1 protein-coding gene (running past one end of the window) is annotated in these 25967 nt (G+C 73.9%); it reads left to right on the top strand.

Features of this window, described 5'->3' with window-relative positions:
* Nucleotides 1–25967, top strand: partial view of a non-ribosomal peptide synthase/polyketide synthase gene (locus tag LX12_RS12925; RefSeq protein WP_253654950.1) — the 3' portion only. The gene continues 11299 nt to the left of window position 1, outside the view; 25967 of the gene's 37266 nt are visible here — the last part of the coding sequence; its start codon lies beyond the left edge, outside the window; it ends in the stop codon at nt 25965–25967.

Genomic DNA, 25967 nt, shown 5'->3' with positions numbered 1-25967 from the left:
TCGCCGACGGGGTCGCGGCCGCGCCCGACGCGATCGCGGTGCGCCACGGTGCGCGGACGCTCGACGGCCGATCGTTCGCGGCGCATGTCGCGTCGCTCGGCCGCCGGCTGATCGCGCTCGGCGTGGGACCGGATGTGGCGGTCGCCGTCCGCATCCCGCGGTCGATCGAGATGATCGTCGCCGTCCACGCGGTGGTCGCCGCGGGTGGACATGTCGTGCCGATCGACCCCGATGCGCCCCTCGACCGTGTCCACCACGTCTGTGCGACCGCGTCCGTCACCCGCATGCTCGTCGTCGACGACGGGGACGAGGACGGGGCCGAATCCCCGGTGCCGACGACGGTCGTCGACTGCTCCGGCCCTGTCCCCGACGTGGCACCGATCACCGACGCGGATCGCGTCGCCCCGCTCCGCGGATCGCACGCGGCGTACACCCTCTTCACCTCCGGATCGACCGGTCGGCCGAAGGGGGTCACCGTCGGCCACGATGCCGTGGTCAACCGGATCTGCTGGATGCAGCACGATCTCGGGCTCGGCGCCCACGACGTGATCCTGCAGAAGACGCCCCTGACGTTCGACGTGTCGATGTGGGAGGTGTTCCTCCCGCCGATGGTCGGGGCGACGATGGAGATCGCCGACGCGGGTGGCCATCGCGACGCCGCGTACCTGGTCTCGCTCGTCGAGCGCGCGGGGGTGACCTGCCTGCACTTCGTCCCGTCGATGATGGCCGTGTTCACCGAGACCATCCGCGCGGCCACCGGCGGCGACGGTCCGGACCGCCGCCTGCGGTCGGTGCGCCACGTCGTCGCGTCGGGCGAGGCGCTCCCCGCCGCCACCGCCACGGCGCTGCTGGCCGCGGCCCCCCACGCGCGGCTGCACAACCTCTACGGGCCGACCGAGGCCGCGATCGACGTCACCGCCCACGAGGTCCGACCGGACGCGACGACGGTGCCGATCGGTCGACCGGTCCCGAACACGACCGTCGCCGTGCTGGACCGTCGCCTGCACCCGGTCGGTCCCGGGACGACCGGGGAGCTGTACCTGGCCCGCGTGCAACTGGCCCGGGGTTACGTGGGACGGCCCGACCTCACCGCCGAGCGTTTCGTCGCCGACCCCTCAGGGTCCGGTGGGCGCCTCTACCGGACCGGCGACCTCGTCCGGTGGACCACGGACGGCGAGCTGGAGTACTTGGGGCGCAGCGACTTCCAGGTCAAGCTGCGGGGGCAGCGCATCGAGCTCGGCGAGGTGGAGAACGTCGTCGCCTCCGTCGACGGGGTGATCGCCGCGACCGCCGACGTCGTCGCCGACCGACTCGTCGTGTGGGTCGCGGGTGCCGTGACCGCCGACGACCTCGCCGACCACGCGGCGGCCGTCCTGCCGCCGGGACTGCGACCGGACACCTGGGTCGTCCTCGACCGCCTGCCCGTCACCCCGTCGGGCAAGGTCGACCGCCGCGCACTGCCGGCACCGACCGCCCGTACGGCCACGCCCGCAGCGGGATCCGACCCTCGCACCGGAACCGAGCGGGTGATCGTCGACGTCGTCGCCGGGGTACTCGGCCTCGACAGCCTCTCGGCGACCGACGACTTCTTCGACCTCGGCGGGACGTCGCTGTCGGCCACACGCGCGACAGCTCGCATCTCGGCGGCACTGGGACTCCGGGTCGGCGTGCGGGACCTCTTCGAGGCCCCGACCGCGCGCGCCCTGGCGCGCCGCATCGTCGACGCCGCGCCGTCGATCCCGGATCACCCCCTGGTCGCCGTGCCACGGCCCGAACGGATCCCGGTGTCCCCGGCGCAGCGGCGCATGTGGGTGATCAACCGCCTCGACCCGACCTCTCCGGCCTACAACATCCCGTTCGTCCTGCGGCTCGAGGGGCCGGTGGACGAGACCGCGCTGCGCACCGCGATCGGCGACGTGGTCCTCCGGCACGAGAGCCTGCGCACCGTCTTCCGCCAGGACGACACCGGAGCGGTCCACCAGCACGTCCTCGAGCCCGGCGAGGGATCGTGGTGGGTCGACGCGTCCTGGTGGGTCACCGAGGACGTCGCCGGCCTGCCCACCCGACCGTTCGACGTCACCCGCGAGATCGGCGTCCGCGCAGGCGTGCACGTCGTCGGCGACGATGTGTGCCACCTGGTCGTCGTGCTGCACCACATCGCCTCCGACGGCCAGTCGATCGCCCCACTCACCCGGGACCTCGTCGCCGCGTACTCCGCGCGTCTCCGTGGGGACGACGCCGCGCTGCCCTCCCTCGCGATCCAGTACGCCGACGTCACGCTCTGGCACGCACGAACACTCGGCGACCCCGACGACGACACGTCGCCGATGGCACGTCAACTCGACTGGTGGACCGAGCGTCTCGCCGGGGTCGCCGATCCGGCCACGGTCCCGACCGACCACCCGCGACCCGCCGCGCCGACAGGACGGGGCGGCGAGGTTCGTGTCCCTCTCGACGCGATCGCCGACCGTCTCGACCGGTGGTGTCGCGACCGCGGGATCACGGTCTTCATGGCTGTGCACGCCGCGCTCGCCGTCGTGCTGGCGCGCCGGAGCGGCCGGACGGACGTCACCATCGCCACCCCGGTGTCCGGGCGCGGCCGCACCGAACTCGACGACCTCGTGGGCATGTTCGTCAACACGCTCGTGCTCCGGACGACCGTCGCGCCGCACGACGACTTCGATGCGCTCGTGGACGCGGTGCGGGCGACCGACCTCGCCGCCTTCGACCACGCCGACGCACCGTTCGAGCTCGTCGTCGACCGCGTCGCCCCCCGCGACGTCGACGGTTTAACGCTGGCGTCGGTGATGGTGTCCGTGGCCGAAACCCCGAGCGGCGCCATCGAGGTCGACGGACTCGCCGTCACCCCGGTCGACCCCGGCCCTCCCGCAGCGCGTTTCGACCTGACCGTCGGCGTCACCACCACCCGCGACGAGACCGGTGCCCTCGTCGGACTCCGGGGCGCCCTCGCCTACGCCACCGACCTCTACGACCCGGCGACGGCCGCGTCCGTCGCGCGCGAGCTCGCCTCCGTCCTCGCCGAGGGCGTCGCCGCGCCCGACCGTGCGGTCGGGGACCTGGGCGCGGGGCCCGCGTCGGCTCGGTCGGCGGTCCCGGCCGCCGTCGTGCCGTCGGTCGATCTCGCCGACCTGCTCGTGTCGCGCGGTGCCCTGGCCGCGCAGGTCGAGTCCGTCGCCGCCGACCTCGCGGCCCGTGGTGTCCGACCGGGAACCCCGGTTGCCGTGGCGATCCCGATGTCCGACGAGTTCGCCGTCGGGGTCCTCGCGGTGCTCGCCGCGGGCGGCCACGTCGTGTCCGACGCCGACCGGGCTGCCCACCGGCTGGTATCGGTCGACCGGCCGGCGGCGACGTTCCCGCCCGTGCACGCCGACCCGGGACTTCCCGCGATCGTCGCCGAGGGACACACGGTCACCCGCGCCGCGCTGGCCGCACATCTCGCCTGGCGCGCCGAACGACTGCCCGTCGACTCCCGCGACGACGTGCTCGTCGCGCACGACGCCGGCAGCCCCGCGGGCGTCGTCGCCACGCTGTGGGCGGCGCTCGGGGGCGCGACGATCACCCACGACCGCGCCGCCGCGTCCGTCGTCTGCACACCGGCCGACGTGGTCGCGACGACCCTCGAGACGACCCCCGCCGCACGGCTCGCGGTCGTCACAGGGCGTGGTGACGCGATGTCGACCATGCCGGCGGTCGTCGACCGGTTCCGCCGCGTACGGCTCCACACCCTGACCATGCTCGACGGGATGCCGCTCGGTGTCCTGCATCGCGACGTGTCCCCGGATGCCGTCGTGTCCCTCGGTCGTCCCCTGGGCGGGGTGACAGCCCATGTCCTCGACGCCCGACTGCGACCCGCGGCGCCCGGGGCGGTCGGATCGCTGTTCCTCGCCGGCGACATGGTGCCATGGGCGACGGGTGACGCCGGCGCCACGGCAGCGCACGTCGTCGCACCGCCGACCGGCGAGCCGGGGGAGCGGTGGCTCGCCGCCGGACTCGCCGTGCGATGGTCGCGGACCGGGGAACTCGTGCTCGCCGTCATCGACGCACCGAGGCGGTCGACGCGTCCCGCCGTCGCCGACCACGTCGACGAGTCCCTGCTCGCGCTGGTCACGGGGATCGTCACCGACGTGCTCGATCTCGACGCCGCCGCAGAGGGATCCGTGCCTGACGGGTCGTTCACCGATCTGGGCGGGACGTCGCTGAGCGCGGCCCGCGTCGCCGGGCGACTGTCCGCCGTCCTCGGCCACGACGTCGCCGTCCGCGCGGTGTTCGAGGCGTCGACGATCGCCGACATCGCCCGCGCCGCGCAGGACGCCGTCGGCGCCGGGCGCACCGACCTCCCGCCGCTGCGACCGGTCGACCGCGACCGGCGTCTGCCGCTCTCGCACGCGCAGCAGCGCATGTGGTACCTGAACCGTCTCGACGACGACCGCGGTGTCGCGGGGTACGTCATCCCGCTCGCGGTCCGACTTCGGGGCGGGATCGACGCGGGCACAGTGCGTTCCGCGATCATGGACCTCCTCGCGCGCCACGAGGTGCTCCGCACGGTGTACCCGGAGGACGCCGACGGACCGCATCAGGTCGTCGTCGACGCGCAGACGGCGGCCGACCGGCTCGACCTCGCGATCGTCGACAGCGCCGACGAGGCGATTGCCGTGCTCGGTCGGCCGTTCGACCTCCGCACCGATCTGTCGCTACGCGCCCGGGTCGCACCCAGCGCCGAGAACGCCGACGCCCCGACGACCGTCGTGCTCGCGGTGCACCACGTCGCGGCCGACGGCGAATCCGTCCCGGTCCTGCTCAGAGACCTCCTCGCCCTGTACGCCGCCCGCGTCGGCGGCACGACGCCCGCACTGCCACCCTTGCCTGTCCAGTACGCCGACTACGCCGTCTGGCACCGCGGAGTGGTCGAGGCCGACGAGGTCTCCGACGCCGGCGATCTCGCCTTCTGGTCGAGCGCGCTCGCCGGGGCGCCGGCCGTCCTGGACCTCCCGCTCGATCACCCGCGCCCGCCGGCCCCGTCCGGGGTGGGCGTCGCCGGAGAGGCCGCGGTGGCCCGGGATGCCGCCGGGGCACTCGACGCACTCGCCCGGCAGATCGGCGCGTCCCGGTTCATGGTCGTCCACGCCGCAGTGGCGGTGGTGCTCGCCCGCGTCGCGGCAACCGAGGACGTCGTGATCGGCACGCCGGTCGCGGGTCGCGGGCGTGCCGAGATCGACCAACTGGTCGGCATGTTCGTCAACACGGTGGTGCTCCGCACGCCGGTCGACGACGACGTCACGCTCGGCGATCTCGTCGCCGAGATCCGCGGCCGCGACCTCGACGCGTTCGCCCACCAGACCACCCCCTTCGAGCACCTCGTCGAGCGCTTCGCGGCCGACACCGGGAGAGCGGGCTCGGTGCCTCCGCTGACCCAGGTGCTGCTGACCGTCGCCGACGCAGCCCCGCCCGTCGACGGCACGATCGCCGGGGTCACCGTCGAACCCGTCGATCTCCCGGTCACCGAGGCGAAGGTCGACCTCACGATCGGCGTCGTCGCCGGCGCCGACGGCTGGGACGTGCGCGCGATCGGTGCGGCCGACGTCCTCGACGGCGCGACGGTGCAGGCACTGGCCGAGCGGATCGCCCTGGTGCTCACCGCGATCGCGCAGGATCCACAGCAACGGGTGGCCGACGTCGAGGTCGTCCTGGACGGTCGGGACACCCCCGTCCTCCTCGGCCCACCCGCCGTGCCGGCGCGCACCCTGCGCGACATCCTCGCCACGCCTGCGGATCCCGAGGCGGTCGCGCTGATCGACTCCGACGCCGTCTGGACCCGCCGTGAGGTCGACGCCGCCGCCGGCGCTCTCGCCGTCGACCTGCGCGCGCTGGGGGTCGGGCCGGAGACGGTCGTCGTCGGCCTGCTCCACCGGTCGGCCGCGGTCCACGTCGCGCTGCGCGCCGTCGCGCTCGCCGGCGGTGTCTGGTGCCCGGTGGATCCGCGGTACCCGGCCGACCGACGAGAGCGCGTGCTTGCCGAGGCCGGGGCCCGGGTCGTCCTCGTCGGTCCCGGTGTCGATCGCGGGGAGCCTGATCCCGGCGCCGCGCAGATCGTCCTCGACGCGGCGACCCTCGCAGATCTGCGCGACAGGCCGGTCACGGTTCCCGACTGGCCGACGGTCCCCGTCGACGCGGGCGCCTATCTGATCTTCACGTCGGGGTCGACGGGGATCCCGAAGGGCGTCCTCGTCACCCACCGCGGGCTGGCCGGGGTCGCCGCGACCCTGCGGGACCGGCTCGCGCCGGATGCGAGCGCGCAGTGGTTGGGCATCTCTTCGCCGTCGTTCGACGCCGCGATGCTCGAGGTGCTGGGGTCGGCGGACGCCGGCGCCCCGATCGCGCTGGTACCCCACGACATCGTCGGCGGACGGGATCTCGCGGAGTGGATCACGCGACACGGTGTCACCCATGCGTTCCTCGTCCCCTCGGTCGCCGCGTCCATCCCGGACCCGTCGTCGCTGCCCCTGGTGCATCTGATGGCCGGCGGTGAGGCGGTCCCCCAGGCGGAGATCGCCCGGTGGCCGGGAGCCGTCCACGACGGCTACGGTCCGACCGAGACGACGATCCTCGCGGTCACCAGCCCGGCGATGTCCTCGGACCTTCCTGTGCCGCTGGGTGTCCCGATGCCGGGTGTCGTCGCTCTCGTCCTCGACGCCCGCCTCCGGCCGGTGCCCGACGGCACGATGGGGGAGCTGTACCTGATGGGCCCCGGACTGGCCCGCGGCTACCACCGACGTCCTGACCGCACCGCCGAGCGATTCGTCGCCGCCCCCGGCGGCGCGCGGATGTACCGCACCGGCGATCTCGTGCGGCGGCGCGCCGGCGAGCTGTACTACGCCGGTCGCGCCGACGGTCAGGTCAAGCTGCGCGGTCAACGCCTGGAGCTGGGAGAGATCGAGACCACGCTGCTGCGACACCCGGCGGTGCGGCAGGCGGCCGTCGTCGTGGTGGGGGAGGGTTCGTCGGCGGCGCTCGCGGGGTACGTCGAGACCGGCGAGACCGGCACGGCGACCGTCGATCTCGTCTCGGCGATCACCGAGTACCTCGGCGCGCGGCTCCCCGGGTACATGGTCCCCTCGACGATCACCGTGCTCGACGCGATGCCCCTCACCCCGGTCGGGAAGATCGACCGCGCGGCGCTCCCCGATCCGGTCGCCGCAGCGCCCGTCGCGGAGAAGGCCGCCGACGACCACGAGCGCCTCGTCGCCGGCGTCCTCGCCGACGTGCTCTCTCTCGACGAGATCGACGTCGGCGCCGACTTCTTCGTGAGCGGCGGCAACTCGCTGTCCGCCACCAGGGTCGCCGCACGCCTCAGCGACACGTTCGGGGTGCGGGTGGGTGTCCGCGACCTGTTCGAGACGTCGACGGCCCGGGGTCTCGCCGCGCGCATCCGAGCCGCGGACGGCGGCGTGACGCTGCCGCCGATCACGCCGCAGACCCGCCCCGAGCACATCCCCCTGACCATCGCGCAGCAGCGCATCTGGTTCCTGCACCGTTTCGACCCCACCTCGACCGCGTACGTGATCCCACTGGTCGTGCGCGTGCCGGGACCGCTCGACCCGCCGGTCGTGCGGGCCGCGGTGATCGACGTCCTCACCCGACACGAGGTGCTCCGGACGGTCTTCCCCGAGCACGCGGGCCGCGCGACGCAGCGGGTGCTGCCGGTCGACGACGCCGCGACGGCCCTCACGGTCGATGTCGCCGACACCCCGGCCGACGAGGCGATCCCGGCCTTCCTCGCACGGCCGATGGACCTCCTGCGCGAGATGCCGGTGCGGGTACTCCTCGTGCCGGGGGGGCGACAGGACGAGGCCGGGGTGCTCGCGCTCGCGCTGCACCACATCGCGGTGGACGGGGAGTCCATGCGGCCGCTCCTCACCGACCTCGCGACCGCCTGGGCCGCGCGGTCGGCCGGGCACGCACCCGATCTGCCCCCGCTGCCGCTGCAGGTCGCGGACGTCGCGCTCTGGCAACACACCGTGCTCGGGTCGGTCGAGGACCCCACCACCCCGCTCGGGTCCCAGGTCGCGCACCGGGTCGAGCGCCTGCGAGGGCTGCCGGACCTGCTGCCCCTCCCCACCGACCGGCCGCGACCGCTCCGCGCGTCGGGTGCCGGCGACCGCGTCCGTTTCACCGTGCCCGCGGCGCTCGCGCAGCGGGTCCGCGCCGCGGCCCGCCGTCACGCCGCGACGGAGTTCATGGTCGTGCACGCCGCGCTCGCCGTGCTCCTCGCGCGCCTCTCCGCGACCGACGACATCGCGGTGGCCACCCCGACGGCGGGTCGTGGGCAGGCCGGTCTCGACGACCTCGTCGGGATGTTCGTGAACACCCTCGTCCTGCGCGTGGCCGTGACACCGGACCTCACCGTGGACCGACTGATCGCCACGGTGCGGGAGGCCGACCTGGACGCTGTCGCGCACGCCGACGCGCCCTTCGAGCACCTCGTCGAACACCTCGCACCGGTCAGGTCGGAGTCGCACGCGCCGCTGGCGCAGGTGATGCTGTCCTTCGACCAGTCGAGCGGCCCGGCCGGCCCCGACGCCCCGGGCGGCGCCGTCGGCATCGAGGTCCTCGATCCCGGGACACCAGCCGCGCGGGTCGACCTCGAGGTCACGGTGTCGAGTGCGCCCACGCCGGACGGCGACTGGCCCGGCGAGATCGTCTACGCCACCGACCTGTTCGACCCCGACACCGTCGAGACGATCGCGGCGCGACTCGTGCGTGTCCTCGCCGCGATCACCGACGACGCGGCCGGTCGTGCGGTCGGCGACATCGACCTCCTCGACGGCGCCGACCGTGCCGCGATCGCCGCGGCCGACCACGGGCCGACGGTTCCGCGACCGACCACGACCCTGGCCGACCTCCTCCTGACGCGGTACGCGTCCGACCCCGACGCCGTCGCCGTCACCGACGACGACGGCCCGATCACGATGCGCGCGTTCGCCTCCCGCGTGCATCGCCTCGCCCGTCGTCTCGTCGACGAAGGCATCGGACCCGAGGACGCGGTCGCGGTGGTGATGAACCGATCGGTCGACCTCGTCGTCGCGATCCACGCCGTCGTCGTCGCGGGCGGGCAGTACGTGCCGCTCGACCCGACCGCGCCGCGCGATCGCGTCGCCGACATCCTCGCCACGGCCTCGGTGCGCCTCGTCCTGACCACCGCCTCCGACCGTCCCGACACCGCGCTGCCCGTGGTCCTCGTCGACCCGGATCGTGACGGCGGGAACGGATCCGCGCAGAACTCTTCTGGGGAGAACGGATCTGGGCCGACACCGCCGTTCACCGGTGCCGACCGTCGCGCGCCGCTGCACCCGACCAACGCGGTCTACACGATCTTCACCTCCGGATCGACGGGACGACCGAAGGGCGTCACCGTGTCCCACGCGGCGGTTCTCAACCGACTAGCGTGGGGGTCGGAGACATTCCCCCTCAGCGCCGGCGACGGTGTCGTCCTGAAGACGCCGACCACCTTCGACGTGTCCGTGCCCGAGCTGTTCGCTCCCACGCTCGCCGGGGCGCGGATCGTGGTCGCCCGCGCCGACGGGCACACCGACCCGGCGTACCTCGCGGAGCTCGTCGCCCGGACACGCGCGGCGACGGTGCATTTCGTGCCCTCGATGCTCGCCGTCTTCCTCGAGGTCGTCGACGACGCCGCTCTGGCCCGGCTCGTGTCGCTCCGGCACCTGTTCGTCTCGGGTGAGGCGCTGCCGCCCGCGCTCGCCGCGCAGGTCCGGACACGACTGCCCGGGGTGGGCCTGCACGATCTCTTCGGCCCCACCGAGGCCGCCGTCGAGGTGACCCACCAGACCCTCGTCGACGTCGGCGACGTCGTCCCGATCGGGCGTCCGGTGGACAACACCGTCACCCGCGTCCTCGACGCGCGGCTGCACCCGGTCCCGGCCGGGGTGCCCGGGGAGCTGTATCTCGGCGGGGTCCAACTCGCGCGCGGGTACGCCGCGCGCGGCGACCTCACCGCCGACCGCTTCGTCGCCGACCCGCACGGCGCCCCGGGAACGCGCCTGTACCGCACCGGTGACCTCGTCCGCCGCAACCGCGACGGTGCGCTCGAATACCTGGGGCGCACCGACTTCCAGGTGAAGCTGCGGGGCCAGCGCATCGAGCTCGGCGAGGTCGAGTCGGTCCTCCTGCGGGCCACCGGCGTCGTCCACGCGGCGGCGACCGTCGCCGAGACCGCAGGCGGCGCGCAGCATCTCGTCGGATACGTCGCCGGCACCGACATCGACCTCGACGCCGTCGGCGCCACGGCCCGGGATGCGCTGCCGGAGTACATGGTCCCGACCTGCTGGGTCGTCCTCGACGACGTCGTCCTCTCGACCGCCGGCAAGCTCGATCGTCGCGCGCTCCCACCGCTGCGCGACGACACCGGGGGCGATGCGCTCGTGGCCCCGGCGACGTCGGACGAGCGTGTCGTCGCGGATATCGTCGCGGCGGTGCTCGGTCGCCCCGCGGTGTCGGTGACGGAGTCCTTCTTCGCCCTGGGTGGCGACTCGATCATGTCGATCCGCCTGGTCTCCCTCCTGCGCGCAGCCGGTTACACCGTGACGCCGCGCATGGTGTTCGACCACCGCACGGTCCGCGCGATCACGGCGGCCGCACAGGCGCACGCCGTGCCGCCGCTCGCCGAGTACCCCGGCGGCGCGGTCGGTCCCGTCACGCCGACCCCGACGCTGCGATGGATGGCCGACCTCGTCCCCGACGACGACCCCGACGCCATCCGCGACTTCTCCCAGGCCATGGTCCTGGCCCTGCCCGCGGACGACGGGGTCGACCCGACCGCGGTCCTGCGTGCCGTCATCGCCCACCACCCGATGCTCACGGCGTCGCTCGTCCCCGTGGACGCGATCCGGACAGGCGATGACCTGCCGTGGCGGGTGGTCGCCGGTGCCGGAGACCCCACCGGCGTGGTGATCCGCGTGCACGACCGGGTCGCCGAGATGTCCCTGTCGACGGCGATCCCGCGCGCACACGCCCGCGTGCTCGCCGACCTCGACCCCGCCCGCGGTGTGGTGGTCGGCGCGACGCTGGTCCCCGTCGGCGACGGTCCCGACCGACTCGTGATCGCGATCCACCACATCGCCGTGGACGCGGTGTCCTGGCAGATCATCGGCACCGACCTCGCGGTCGCGTGGTCACAGATCCGGGCGGGGCGACCCGTCGCGCTCGCCGAGCCGGGCACGTCGGCCCGTCGCTGGGCGGGGGTCCTGAACGAGATGGACCGCGACGACCCGGCGCCGTGGGCCGCGGCGACCGCGCCGGGGGCGATCGGGACCGGCGCCGGGCCCGAGCGGGCGATGGACCCCGCGCGCGATCGTCAGTCCACGGTCACCACGACGCGGACGACGGTGCCCACCGAGATCGCCGAGGCCGTCCTCACCGATGTCGCGACCGCCTACGACACCGGCGTCGACACGGTCCTCGTCGCGACCCTCGCGCACGCCCTCGTCGACGTGCTCGGCCGTCGCGACCCCGCGGACATCGACGAGAACCGGGTCGCGGTCCTGACCGAGACACACGGCCGCGAGGAATCCCTCGCGGCCGGTGCCGATCTCAGCGGCACCGTCGGGTGGTTCACGGGACTGGTCCCGGTGGCGGTTTCCGTCGGGCGGGATGTCACCGCCACGGTCAAGGCGGTCAAGGACACCCGCGCCCGGATGCCGCGCCGGGGACTGGGTTTCGGTGCCCTGCGATGGGCGCCGGGATCGACGCTGACCACCCCGGCGATCGCGCTCAACTACTTCGGTGCGGCCGGCGGGGTCGGCGGCGAGCACGACGGGCGCGCGCCGGACGTCCCGGTGTCCGACGTCACCGCGCCCGGCCTCCCGGCGACCGTGCGCGGCACCATGGTCGCGACGGCCGCCCTCACCGCGACGGTGACCACCGCCGCGACACCCGGTGGGCGCGTCATGGATCTCGAGATGGCCTGGCCCGCAGCCCTGCTCGAGACCGACGACGCGCGGGCCGTCGCCGACCGCTGGCGTCATCACCTCGCCACGGTCGCCTCGTACGTCGCGGCGGTCGGCGACCCCGGTCCGAGCGAGACCGACCTCGGCGGCACCGGACTGACGCAGTCCGAGATCGACCTGCTGCTCCGGGACCATCCCGGCGCCACACTCTGGCCGACGACCCCGCTGCAGGCCGGGATGCTCGTCGAGTCCGAGGCGGCACTCAGCGGTGTCGACGACCCGCTCGACGTGTACGTCGTCCAGACCGTCCTCACCCTGGGACCCTTCGCCGATCCCGTCCGGATGCGCGCCGCGGCGGACGCGCTCGTCGCGCGTCACCGGGTGCTGCGGTCGGGCTTCGTCCGGTCGGCGAGCGGCAGGCCCGTCGTGGTGGTCGCGGAGACGGCGCGGGCCGGGTGGGCACAGGACGACCTGACCGACCTGCCGGGCGATGCGGCGTCGCGGGTCGCGGCTCTGGCAGACATCGACCGCGTCACCCCCTTCGATCTCGGATCCCCTGCACTGCTGCGTTTCCGGTGGATCAGCCATGTCCTGGCCGACGGGGAGATCGGCGCGTCGTTCGTGATCACCGCGCACCACCTCGTGCTGGACGGGTGGTCGGCGCCCCTGGTCCTCGCCGAGCTGCTCGCCGGGCACGACGACCTCCGCAGCCTGGATGGAGTGCCCGAGAACGACTTCGGGGCGTACCTCGCGTTCCTCGCCGACGCCGACACCGACTCCGCGCGATCCGCGTGGGCGGAGGAACTCGCGGTCCTCGAGGAACCGACGCTCGTCGCACCCGACCTGCGGGCACCCCATCCGTCGGCGCCGCGGACCCGTGAGTGGGTCGTCGACACCGACCTCACGGCCGCGCTCACCGCCACCGGCCGCCGTCTCGGGACGACCACGAACACCCTCGTGCAGGCGGCCTGGGCGATCCTGCTGTCGGGGATGACCGGGATCGAGCAGGTGGTGTTCGGCGAGACGGTGTCGGGGCGCCCACCCGAACTCCCCGGCGCGGACACGATGGTCGGGCTCTTCATCAACACCATCCCCGCGACCGTCGCCGTCCGCGACGAGGCGACCGTCGCCGATGTCGCCACCGACCTGCAGTGGTCGAAGACCCGCATGCTCGACCACCAGCACCTCGGACTCGCGGACATCGCGGCCGCGGCCGGGGGTGGGCCACTCTTCGACACCGTCACGGTCTTCGAGTCCTTCCCCGTCGACACCGAGACCCTCGCCGCGGCGGACGGGCTCGACATCCGCGGCGTCGTGTCCACCGACGCCACCCACTACCCACTGACACTCGTCACGGTCCCCGCCGCCGACCGCCTGGTCATCCGGCTGCGTCACCTGCCCGAACGCGTCGACGACGACCGGGCCGCTGCGGTCCTGGACACCCTGCGTCGGGTCCTGTCGGTGGTCGGGCGCAGTCCGTCCACGTCGGTGTCCTCGATCTCGGCACGCGGGGGCGAGGCGTTCGACAACCGGCCGGTGTCGCGAGCCCGCGCGTCCACAGCGGAGGCCGAGCGATCCGTCGAGCACACGGATCCGGTGGGCGACCTCGAGGAGTTCGTGGCGGCCCTCGTCGCGGACGTCGTCGGGACCCCGACGCCGTCGGTGCTGGCGACACTCGCCGATCTCGGCGGGAACTCGCTGTCGGCGGCCCGGATCGCCGCGCGGGTCACCGCCGGGACCACCGTGACCGTCGGCGTCCGCGACGTGCTCGAGACAGGGACGATCCGCGGCCTCGCGGCGCTGATCGTCGCGCGCGGTGGGGATCTCGCCGAGAGCGCCGACACGATCCCGACCGGCCCCCGCCCCGAGCATGTTCTCCTCACCCCCGCCCAGACGCGGATGTGGTTCATCAACCGCTGGGACCCGCAGTCCCCGGCCTACACGATCCCGTTCGCGATGCGACTGCGCGGCCCGCTCGACGTCGCGGGGTTGCGCGCCGCGGTCGGGGACGTCATCGCCCGCCACGAGACGCTGCGCACCGTCGTCGCCCAGGACGACTCCGGGGCGCCCTGGCAGCACATCCTCGACGCCGACGAGGTCGTGAGCAGCCGGTCGTGGTGGCTGGAGGACCCCGACGCCGTGCGCGCCGCCCCCGCACGGGGTTTCGACGTAGCGTCGGAGGTCCCGATCCGGGTGGGCGTGGTCCGCGAGGGCCCCGAGAGCCACCTGCTGGTGGTGACGCTGCACCACATCGCCGCCGACGGTGAGTCGCTCGGGCCGCTGGTGTCCGACCTCGCCACCGCATACGGCGCCCGCCTCCACGGCTGTGCGCCGGACTGGGAACCGTTGCCCGTCCAGTACGCCGACGTCGCCCTGTGGCAGGCGGCCCGTCTCGGCGCTCTCGACGACCCGCGCTCGCCGATCGCCGCGCAGGAACGGTTCTGGCGCGACCGCCTGGCCGGTCTCCCGGACCTGCTCGAGCTCCCGACCGACCGCCCACGTCCGGCGGAGACGTCGCAGCGGGGCGGACTGGTCCGCGTCGACATCCCCGACCCCGTCCGTGACCGCGTCGACGCCCTGGCCCGGGCGCACGGGGCGACGCCGTTCATGGTGCTGCACGCCGCGCTCGGCGTGGCGCTCGCGCGCACGGCGGCCACCGACGACGTCGCCGTCGCCACCCCGGTGGCCGGTCGTGGACGCGCCGAACTCGACCCGCTGATCGGCATGTTCGTCAACACGCTCGTCCTGCGGACCCGGGTCGACCCCGCCCAGCCGTTCGGGACGTTTCTGCGCATGGTCGCCGCGGCCGACGCGGACGCCTTCGCCCACGCCGACCTGCCGTTCGAGCATCTCGTCGACGTGCTCGCCCCGACGCGGTCGACGGCCTTCGCGCCGCTCGCGCAGGTCATGCTCACGCTCACCCAGCACCGGGGTATCGAGCTCGACGCCATGCCCGGCCTTGCGGTGACGCCCGTCGACCCGGGTGTCCCGGCCGCACGCTTCGACCTGTCGGTCGGCTTCTCCGCCGACCGCGCCGACGACGGCTCACTGCGCGCACTCGACGGCGAGATCGTCTACGCCACCGACCTGTTCGACGCGGACACCGTGGCATCGCTCGGTCGACGGATCGTGGCCGTGCTCGAGGCCGCCATCGCAGACGCGCGTGTCCCGATCGGTGCCATCGACCTGCTCGGCGACGCGGAGTCGCGCACGGTCCATACACTCTCGACCGGCCCGACGGTCCACACGGATCCGACCTGTCACTGGGATGCCGGTATCGACACGGATACCGACCTCGCCGCGCTGGTCGCGCACCAGATCGCGGCCACGCCGACCGCACCCGCCCTCGTCGGCCCGGACGGGACCGTCCTCGACTACGCCGGCTTCGGGGCGCGAGTCGCCGCGGTCGTGGAGGACCTCCGTCGCCGAGGGATCGGCCGGGGCGACGCGGTCGCTGTGTGCATCGACCGGTCGGCCGCGCTGGTCGTCGCGATCCACGGGATCGTCGCCGCGGGAGCGCAGTACGTGCCCATCGCGGTGGACGCGCCGTCGGCCCGCGCCGCGTCGATGCTCTCGACCGCCGGGGTCCGATTCGTCCTCGTCGACGACGGGTCCGTCCCGGACGCGCTGAGCGGGACCGACGTCGACCTTCTGCCCGTGACATCGCGGACCGCGGACCACCACGCGGTCGCGCGCGTGCACCCCGACGAGGCGGCCTACACGCTGTTCACGTCGGGCTCCACCGGGACGCCCAAGGGGGTCACCGTCTCCCACCGCGCGGTCGTCAACCGACTCGCCTGGATGCAGGACGACCACCGGATCGACGCGACCGACGCGATCGTGGGCAAGACCCCGGTCACGTTCGACGTCTCCGTGTGGGAACTGTTCTGGCCGTTCCTCACCGGTGCACGCCTGGTCCTCGCCGAACCGGGGCGTCACGGCGATCCGCACCACCTGCTCGACCTCGTGCGCCGGTCGCGCGCGACGGTGATGCACTTCGTCCCGTCGATGCTCGGTGTGTTCGTCGACGAGATCGGTGACCGCGTCGGCGACCTCGCGAGCCTGCGCCTCGTCGTCACCTCGGGAGAGGCGCTCACCGCGGCGACCGCGCGGGCGCTGCTCGCCGCGCTGCCCGGTCTCGCCCTGCACAACCTCTACGGTCCGACCGAGGCCGCCGTCGACGTCACCGCCTATCCCGTCGCGCCGGGCGACGACCCCGTGCCCATCGGTCGGCCCGTCGCGAACACCACGACGTGGGTGCTCGACGACCGCCTCACCCCGGTGCCGACCGGTGTCGCCGGCGAGCTCTACCTCGGGGGTGTGCAGCTCGCGCGCGGCTACGCGTCGCGACCGGATCTCACCGCCGACCGCTTCGTCGCCGACCCGCTGGGTGCTCCGGGATCACGGCTGTACCGCACCGGCGACCGCGTGCGATGGACCGCGCGCGGCGTGCTGGAGTACCTGGGCCGCATGGACTTCCAGGTCAAGATCCGGGGACAGCGCATCGAGCTCGGGGAGATCGAGGCCGTCCTCGGCGCCGCGTCGGCCGTGCGGTCGGCGGTCGTCACCGTCGCCGGGAGCGGCGAGGGGGCCCGACTCGTCGGTCACGTCGTGACCGCTCGGAACGACGTCACGGACGACGATCTGCGCGAGGCCGTGCGCGACCTGCCGGGCTACATGCGACCCGACACCTGGGTTCGGCTCGCCGCGATCCCGCTGACCCCGTCGGGGAAAGCCGATCGGCGGGCACTGCGGGGTGTCGACCCCGGACCAGCCGTCGACGACCACGTGGCCCCGGAGGGCACGGTCGAGGAGGCCATCGCCCGCATCGTCGGCGACGTCCTCGACGTCGAGAACCCCTCGGCGACCGCGGATTTCTTCGCCCTCGGTGGCACGTCGTTGTCGGCGACGCGCGTCGTGGCGCGGCTCTCGGCCGCCCTCGGTGTCGACGTCGGCGTCCGCGATCTGTTCGATGCGCCGACGATCTCCCGCCTCGCCGCGGTCGTCGCCCGCGCACCGCGCCGGGACATCTCGGTCCCCGTCCCGCGCGAACGACCCGACCGTCCGCCCCTGTCGTCGGCGCAGCGGCGGATGTGGTTCGTCGAACAGCTCGCACCGGGGACGCCGTCGTCGTTCATCCCGATCGCCCTCCGCCTCCGCGGCGCGATCGACGTCGACGCCCTCCGGCTCGCCGTGGCGGACGTGCTCGACCGCCACGAAGTCCTGCGGACGGTCTACCCGACCGCGCCCGACGGGACGCCGTGGCAGCGGGTCCTGGCCCCCGCGACCGCGGCGGCGCGCCTGGACCTCGCGGTCGTGTCCGACGAGGCCGCGGCGTTCGCCCTCCTCGACCGCGAGATCGACCTCACCGCCGACCTCCCCGTGCGGGTGCGGCTCGTGGTCGGGGAGCCGTCGCTGCTCGTGCTCCTCGTCCACCACATCGGCGCCGACGGCGAGTCCGGCCCGGTGCTGCTCCGCGACCTCCTCGTGGCCTACGTCGCGCGGGCCGCGGGCGGCGCGCCCGACTGGGCGCCGCTGCCGGTGCAGTACATCGACCACGCCCTCTGGCAGCACGAGACCCTCACCGCCGCCGGTGGTCTCGACCGCCAGTTCACCTTCTGGGACACCGCCCTCGCCGGTGTGCCGCCCGTTCTGGACCTCCCCGCCGACCGCCCCCGCCCGGCGGTCGCGAGCGGCCGTGCAGGCACCGTCGAGACCGTGATCCCCGCCGACGTCGCGGCCGCGGTCACCGCGTTGGCCCGGCGGACGGGTACCACGCCGTTCATGGTGCTGCACGCCGCGCTCGCCGCGTTGCTGCACCGGCTTGCGGGGACGGACGACGTCGTCGTCGCCACCGCCGTCGCCGGACGTGGTGCGGCGGACCTCGACGAGCTCGTCGGGATGTTCGTGAACACGATCGCCCTGCGCACCCCGGTCTCGGGATCCGAGACGTTCCTCGACCTGATCGACGCGGTCCGTCACGCCGACCTCGACGCGTTCGCCCACGCCGACGCCCCGTTCGAGGACGTGATCGAGCGGGTCGGCGCCGTGCGCACCGACGCCTTCGCCCCGCTCGCCCAGATCCGTCTCACCGTCACCGAGGATGCCGCGGTCGACATCGCGACGGTCGCTGACCCGATCGGGCACCTCGACGCCGAGATCGTCACGACGCCGGTCACGACCGCAGCCGTCGACCTCACGTTCGCCGTCGCGACGGCCGACGACGACGCGTGGCGCGTCGGTGTCGTCCACGCACTCGACCTGTTCGACGACGACACCGCCGCGCGGATCGCCCGCCGATGGGTACACGTGCTCCGCGCGCTCACCGCCGACCCGGACGAGGTCGTCGGCGACGTCGACCTGCTCCTGGACGACGAACGCGCACGGGCCGTCCCGGTGCCGGTCGACCCGCCGGCGCCGCTGCTCCTGCCCGACCTGCTCGCTGCCGCGGCGGCACGGGACCCTGATGCCCCGGCCGTGCTCGACGCGGGCGCGCTCTGGACACACCGGGACCTCGACGCCGTCAGCTCGGTGCTCGCCCGCGACCTCGTCGCCCGTGGGATCGGGACCGAGGACGTCGTCGTCAGCGCCCAGACCCGGACCGCACTCGTCCAGGTCGCCGTCTGGGCGGTCGCCAAGGCCGGGGCCGTGTACTGCCCCGTCGACCCCCGCCACCCCGAGCAGCGGGTGCGTGCGGTGATCGCCTCGAGCGGCAGTGTCCTCGCACTGCACGACGCCTCCACCACCGTCGACGCAATCCCGTCGATCCGCCTCGACGCCGCGACGGTCGCCGACCTCCGTCGCCGCGCGGATGAGGACCCGTCGCTGCGCGCACCGCTCACCGACCGCGACCGACTGCGTCCGGTGCGGCCCCACAACGGCGCCTACCTGATCCACACCTCCGGGTCGACGGGGACGCCGAAGGGTGTGGTGGTCAGCCACACCGGACTCGCCGGGGTGGTCGCGACCCTGCGGTCACGCCACCACGTCGACCAGGACACCCGCTGGCTCGGGATCAGTTCCCCCGCATTCGACGTCGCGATGCTCGAGGTCCTCGGGGCGTTCTGCGCGGGCGGGGCGATGGTCGTCACACCAGCCGAGGTGATCGGGGGCGACGAGCTCGCGGCGTGGATCGCGGCCACGGCACCGACGCACACGGCGATCGTGACCAGTGTGCTGGCGTCCCTGCGCGATCCGGCGCGCGTCCCGATCCGGCACCTGCTGGTCGGCGGCGAGGCCGTCCCCGACGCGGAGATGCGCCGATGGGCGGGCGACCGCGCGTTCTACGACTCGTACGGCCCGACCGAGACGACGATGGCATGTCTCACCTCGACCCCCGTCGACCCGAACGCCTCGGTGCCGCTGGGCCTCCCGATGCCCGGATCGACGGCGGTCGTCCTCGACGCGCGTCTGCAGCCCGTGCCCGACGGGGTCCGCGGTGAGCTCTACGTCATGGGGGACTGCCTGGCACGGGGGTATCACGGTCGTCCCGACCTCACCGCCGACCGGTTCGTGCCGTGTCCCTTCGGCGCGCCCGGCGAGCGGATGTACCGCACCGGCGACCTCGTCCGTCGCGCCGCGGACGGGCAGCTGTACTCCGACGGCCGCACCGACCACCAGGTGAAGATGCGCGGGCTGCGCATCGAACTCGGCGAGGTGGAATCCGCGCTGACCGCGCACCCGGTGGTCGTCGCGGCGGCGGTCGTCGGCGTGGGAGACCCCGTCATGGCACTCGCCGGCTTCGTCGAGGCCTCCGCCGAGATCACTCCGGCCGACCTGCGCCTGTTCCTCGCGGACGCCCTGCCATCGCATCTCGTCCCCGCGACGATCACCGTGCTGCCCGCGCTGCCGCGCACGCCGATCGGCAAGATCGACCGTCGCGCACTGATGTCGGACACACCGGCGAGGTCCCGCCCGTCGACCCCGACGGCGGACGCCGGCGACACCGTCCGCGCCGTCGCCGTGCTGGTCGGTTCCGTCCTCGACATCGACCCGGACGGACTCCGCCCCGACGACGAGTTCGCCGCCCTGGGCGGGACCTCGCTGTCGGCGACACGCCTGATCGCCCGCGTCGCCGACGAGATGGGCGTCGCGCTCACGGTGCGCGACGTGCTCGACGCGGCGACCATCGCGGACCTGACGGCGCGGATCCGTGCCCTGCCCGCGATCGCGGGACCGCGTCCGACCGCGGGAACCGCACGGCCCGAACACATCCCGCTGTCCTTCGCGCAACAGCGCATCTGGTTCCTGAACCAGGTCGACCCGACGTCGACGGCGTACACCGTGCCCATCGGGGTGCGTCTGCGCGGTCCCCTCGACGTCGCGGCGTTGCGCGATGCCGTCGCGGCCGTCGTCACGCGGCACGAGGTGCTGCGCACCGTGTTCCCGGCCGCAGCGGGGGAGCCGTACCAGCGGATCCTCGACCCCGCCGAGGCGTCCGTCGCCGTCGACGTCGTCGCGTCCACCGACGACGACCCCGGCGCGGACGTACGCGCGGCTCTCGCGCCGGTCGCGACGTTCGACGTGACCACGGATCTGCCCCTGCGGGTCCGCGTCGTGGCTCGCGCCGACGACGACTGGCTCGTCGCGCTCGTCGCCCACCACATCGCCGTCGACGGACAGTCGGCAAAGCCGCTCGTCGGCGATCTCATCGCCGCCTACAGCGCCCGGATCGCAGGTCGGGCGCCCCTCTTCGTGCCGCTGCCACTGCAATTCGCCGACCACGCCCTGTGGCAGCGGGAGTCCTTCGGCGCGGCCGACGATGTCACCTCGCGGCTGGGTCGCGACCTGCGGTGGTGGCTGGAGCGCCTGGCCGACGCGCCGCCGCTGATCCCCCTGCCGACCGATCGGCCACGGCCGCCGGTGGCGTCGGGGCGGACGGGCGTGGTGCGAGAGTCGGTCCCCCGCGACCTCGCCGCAGCGGTGGACGTGCTGGCCCGCAGGCAGGGCGCGAGCACCTTCATGGTCGTCCACGCCGCCGTCGCCGCACTGCTGGCGCGCCTCACCGGGACATCCGACATCCTCGTCGCGACACCGGTGTCGGGGCGCGGGGGCGCGGTGGTCGACGACGTCGTCGGCATGTTCGTCTCGACGCTCGCGCTGCGGTCCACCGTCGACACGGGCGGGTCCTTCGAGGATCTGCTCGATGTGGTCCGTGACGACGACATCGATGCGTTCGACCGCGCGGAGGTGCCCTTCGACCTGCTCGTCGACCGCCTCGTCCACGACCGGTCGGAGGCCTTCGCGCCGCTCGCACAGGTGATGCTGGCGATGAACCACGCCGAGTCGGTCACGGTGACCGCCGCACCCGATGGGCTGACGGTAGAACCGCTCGCCGTGGGTGTCTCCTCCGCACGTCACGACCTCGGCATCACGGTGACCGTGACCGACGTCGGCGACTGGGAGCTCGAGATCGTCCACGACGCAGGGTTGTTCGAGCACACCACCATCCGGCGCTGGACCCGCATGCTCGTGACGATCCTCGAGACGGTCACGACGACACCGCATGTCCCCGTCGGCGACATCGACCTCCTCGACGCGGAAGAGGCCGCACAGGTGCGGCGACTCGCCGACGGCGGGGCGGCGGTCCCGCCGCTCGGGTCGACGCTCGCGGAGGTGCTGCGGGGGCTGCCCGCCGGTGATCCGACCGCGACAGCGGTGGTCGCACACGGCGCGGAGGGTGGGCAGGAGTCGATCACCAACGCCGACCTCGCAGCCCGGACCGCCCGCCTGTCGGCGGACCTCGTCGCGCTCGGTGTCGGTCCCGACGTACCGGTCGGTGTGGCGATCGCCCGGTCGATCGAGATGATCGTGGCCGTGCACGCGGTCGTCGTCTCCGGTGGGCAGTACGTGCCCCTGGACCTCGACGCCCCGGTGCACCGGTCGGCGGAGATGCTGCGGACCGCCGGCGCCCCCGTGGTCCTCGTCTCCCGCGACGCCCCGTGGGTCGGCACCGAGGACGTCCGCAGCGAGGTGACGGTCGTGGCGGTCGGCGACGAGCGCCGACCAGCCCCGGTCGCACCGCCCGTGCCGCCGGTCCGCCCCGATCACGCCGCATACACGATCTTCACGTCCGGGTCGACCGGTGCGCCGAAGGGCGTGACCGTCAGTCACCGGGCGATCCTGGCCCGGCTCGCGTGGGGTCAGCGCGATCAGCCGCTGGGACCCGACGACGTCGTGCTGCAGAAGACCCCGATCACCTTCGACGTGTCGGTGCCGGAACTGTTCTCGCCGTTCCTCGTCGGGGCGACCGTCGTCCTCGCGGAGCCGGGCCTGCACGGCGACCCGTTCCACATCCGCGACCTCGTCGCCGCGCACGGCGTCACGAGCGTGCACTTCGTCCCGTCGCTGCTCTCCCTCTTCTGCGACGTCCTCGCCGGTGACCCGCGGACGCGGGAGATGCTCTCGACCCTGCGGCGCGTCTCCACGACCGGTGAGGCGCTCTCGGTCGCGGACGCGCGCGCTGCGCGTGCGCTGATGCCCGGTGCGCCCCTGTGGAACCTGTACGGCCCGACCGAGGCCGCGGTGGAGATCACCGCCCACCGGGTGGACGCGGACGCCGCGACCGTCCCGATCGGGCGTCCGCTGCCGCAGAGCGTCACCCATGTGCTCGACGAGCGGTTGTGTCCGGTTCCGCTCGGGGTCGTGGGCGAGCTCTACCTCGGTGGTCCCCAACTCGCGCGGGGATACGCCGCGAGAACCGGTCTGACGTCGGAGCGTTTCGTCGCCGACCCGCTCGGCGAACCGGGCGCCCGCCTCTACCGCACGGGCGATCTGGTCCGCTGGAACGCCGACGGCGACCTCGAGTACCTCGGGCGGCGCGACTCCCAGGTGAAACTGCGGGGCCACCGCATCGAGCTCGGCGAGGTCGAGGTCGCGATGTCGACCGCAGCGGGCGTCATGCAGGCCGCGGTGACGATCGTCGAGGCGCCCGGCGGTGACCTGCTGGTCGGGTATCACACCGGTTCCGCCGAGAGTGACTCCGTGGCAGCGCATGTCGCGGGGATCCTGCCGGCGCACATGCGTCCGACCCGGTGGGTCCACCTGGAGGCGATGCCGCACAACGTCGCCGGCAAGATCGATCGGAAAGCGTTGCCGGCGGCGTCGGTCGACGCGGTCCCGGCACCAGCTGCCCCGCCTGCCGATCCTGTCGCGGCCCGTGTCGCGGGGATCGTCGAGGACGTCCTGGGCGTCACCCCCGATGCGACCACCGACTTCTTCGCCCTCGGCGGGACGTCGCTGTCCGCGGTACGGGTGGCGGGCCGCGTCGGCGAGGCGTTCGGGGTCGACCTCGGTGTCCGCGACTTCCTCTCCGCCCCCACCGTTCTCGGCCTCGTGGACACGGTCCGTGCTGCGCGGCGGGCGTCGCATCCGCTGGGGCCGCGCGACCCGGACGCCGTCGTGCCCCTCGGGCTCGCGCAGCGACGGATCTGGTTCCTCAATCAGCTCGACCCGTCGTCGACGGCCTACCTCATGCCGGTCGCGCTCGACATCGACGGTGCGCTCGACCGCGTGGCCATGCACGACGCCGTCGGTGACGTCATCGCCCGCCACACCGCACTGCGCACGGTGTTCCCGACCGGCGACGACGGGACACCGCGTCAGCAGGTGCTCGACGTCGGCGACGCGCTCGCCCGGCCGTGGTGGCAGGAGGCGCCGTCCGTCGAGGCGGCGATGGCACTGTGTGGCCGGGGATTCGACGTCACGCGGGACATGCCGATCCGTGCCGCCCTCGCCGGCGACGGCGGGCGTCACCGTCTCGTCGTCATCCTGCACCACATCGCCGGTGACGCGGCGTCCGGCGACATCCTCGCGCGCGATCTCACCGACGCCTACCGCCGTCGGGTCGCCGGCGACCGGCTTCCGGAGCTCGCCCTCGGCCACGCCGATCACACCCTGTGGGAGCAGGCGGTTCTCGGTGACGTCGACGACCCCGCCTCGGTGCTCGGGGAGCAGTCGGCGTGGTGGCGTGATCGTCTCGCCGACCTGCCCGCGCGGACCGACATCCCCACCGACCGGCCGCGTCGCCGCGTGGAGGACAGCACCGGCGGACGAGTCGAGCTGACCCTCGGGCGCGAACGGTCCGCGGCACTGCTGACATTGGGACGCCGGCGTGGGCTCAGCACGTTCATGACGCTGCACGCGGCGTTGTCGGTGACGGTCTCCGCATTCACCGGCTGCGACGACGTGGTGATCGGCGCCCCGATCAGCGGTCGGCGGCACCCCGCGACGGCCGACATGGTCGGCATGTTCGTCAACACCGTCGTCCTGCGGACATCGGTGCGGCCCGACGACGCCGTCGACGACCTGCTGGCACGCGTCCGCGACGACGACACCGCCGCGTTCTCACACGCCGACCTGCCGTTCGACCTGCTCGTCGAGCTGCTCGCCCCCGACCGCGCCGACCGGCGTCCGCCGATCCACCAGATCACCCTCAACGTCCTCGACGAGGCCGTGCCCGTCGACGGCGCGCTGACCGACCTCGGCCTGACGGTCCACGGCGTCGAGCTCGGGCCCGAACCGGCGAAGGTCGACATCGCGGTCGGCGTCACGGAGACCGCCGACGGGCTGCGCGGGTCGATCACCTACGCCGCCGCGCTGTACGACGCGTCGACCGTCGAGCGGTTCCGCGACGTGTTCCTACGCGTCGTCGACGCGCTCGTCGCGGGCGTCGCACCGGTCGACGCGGTGCTCGGTGGGGAACCCGTGACCGTGGGACCCCACGATCCTGTCGTCCTCGACCGGCGGTTGCGCCCACTGCCGGCCGGTCTCGTCGGTGATCTGTGGCTGCGGGGGAGCGCGGTGCCGACGCTCCTGCCCGGTGCGGCGGCCGCCACACGCGTCGTCGCCGACCCCGCGGGGCCGGCAGGAGCGCGGATGTACCGCACCGGTGATCTGGCGCGGATGCGTGACGGCGGTGTCGAGGTGATCGGGGCGCAGCCGTCGGCTGCGGCGCGGCCTCCATCGCGGTCGGACGCGGAGATCGTCGAACCCGCGGTCGGCGTCCTCGGCGAGACGGAGCGGTGGATCGCGACGGTCTTCGCCGACGTAGTCGGGGCGTCTGCCATGGCGGTGACCGACAACTTCTTCGACGTGGGCGGGACCTCGCTGTCCGCGGCGCGCGCGGTCGCGAGGCTGCGACGCCAGGGTGTCGCCGTCGAGTTGCCGTGGGTCTTCTCCGATCCCACCCCGCGCGCACTCGCGGCGCGGGTCGCGAGCGGCGCGGGCGGCGGCCGGGTGTTGCTGACCTTGCGTGGCGAGGGCAGTGGACCGCCGCTCTTCTGCGTCCACCCCGCCGGCGGACTGGCGTGGATGTACGGCGGCCTCGCACCGTTCCTGCCGGACCGACCCGTCCACGCGCTGCAGGACCCCGCCGTCGTCGCCGCCGAGCCGGCGCCGGAGTCGATCGAGGACTACGCGCAGCGCTACGTCGCCGAGATCCGCGCGGTCCAGCCGCACGGTCCGTACCACCTGCTCGGCTGGTCGCTGGGCGGGCACATCGCGCACGCCATGGCCGAACAACTGGAGGCGGCGGCGGAGGAGGTCGCCGTGCTCGGCCTGCTCGACACCTGGGTCGGTGACCTCGACGTCCGCACCGCCGACGACGCACCCTCCGACCCGCTCGACGGGTGGCGGACCCTGTTCGACCTCGGTGACGACGTGCAGGCGTCGACGCCGGACGAGGTGGCAGCAGTGGTGCGGGAGCACATCGTGCGGAGCGGCCTGCTGCCGGCCGACCGGGTCACTGCGATCATGGACAGCTTCGCCGGCGCCGACGCGATCGCGGCCGGGCACCGCCCCGGCCGGGTGCGGGCACCCGCCGTGGTGTTCGTCGCCACCGCCGACAAGTCGGACCCCGACGCCGTCACGACGAGCTGGGAACCGCACTGCGGCAGCGTGACCCGCGTCGACGTCGGCGCCGGACACCTGGAGATGGGGAATGCCGACGTCCTCGCCGTCGTCGCCCTCCACCTGCGCACCCCCTGA

It is taken from the genome of Williamsia serinedens (assembly GCF_024171725.1).
Lineage (GTDB): Bacteria > Actinomycetota > Actinomycetes > Mycobacteriales > Mycobacteriaceae > Williamsia_A > Williamsia_A serinedens.
This window is presented reverse-complemented; position numbering and strand designations above follow the sequence as displayed.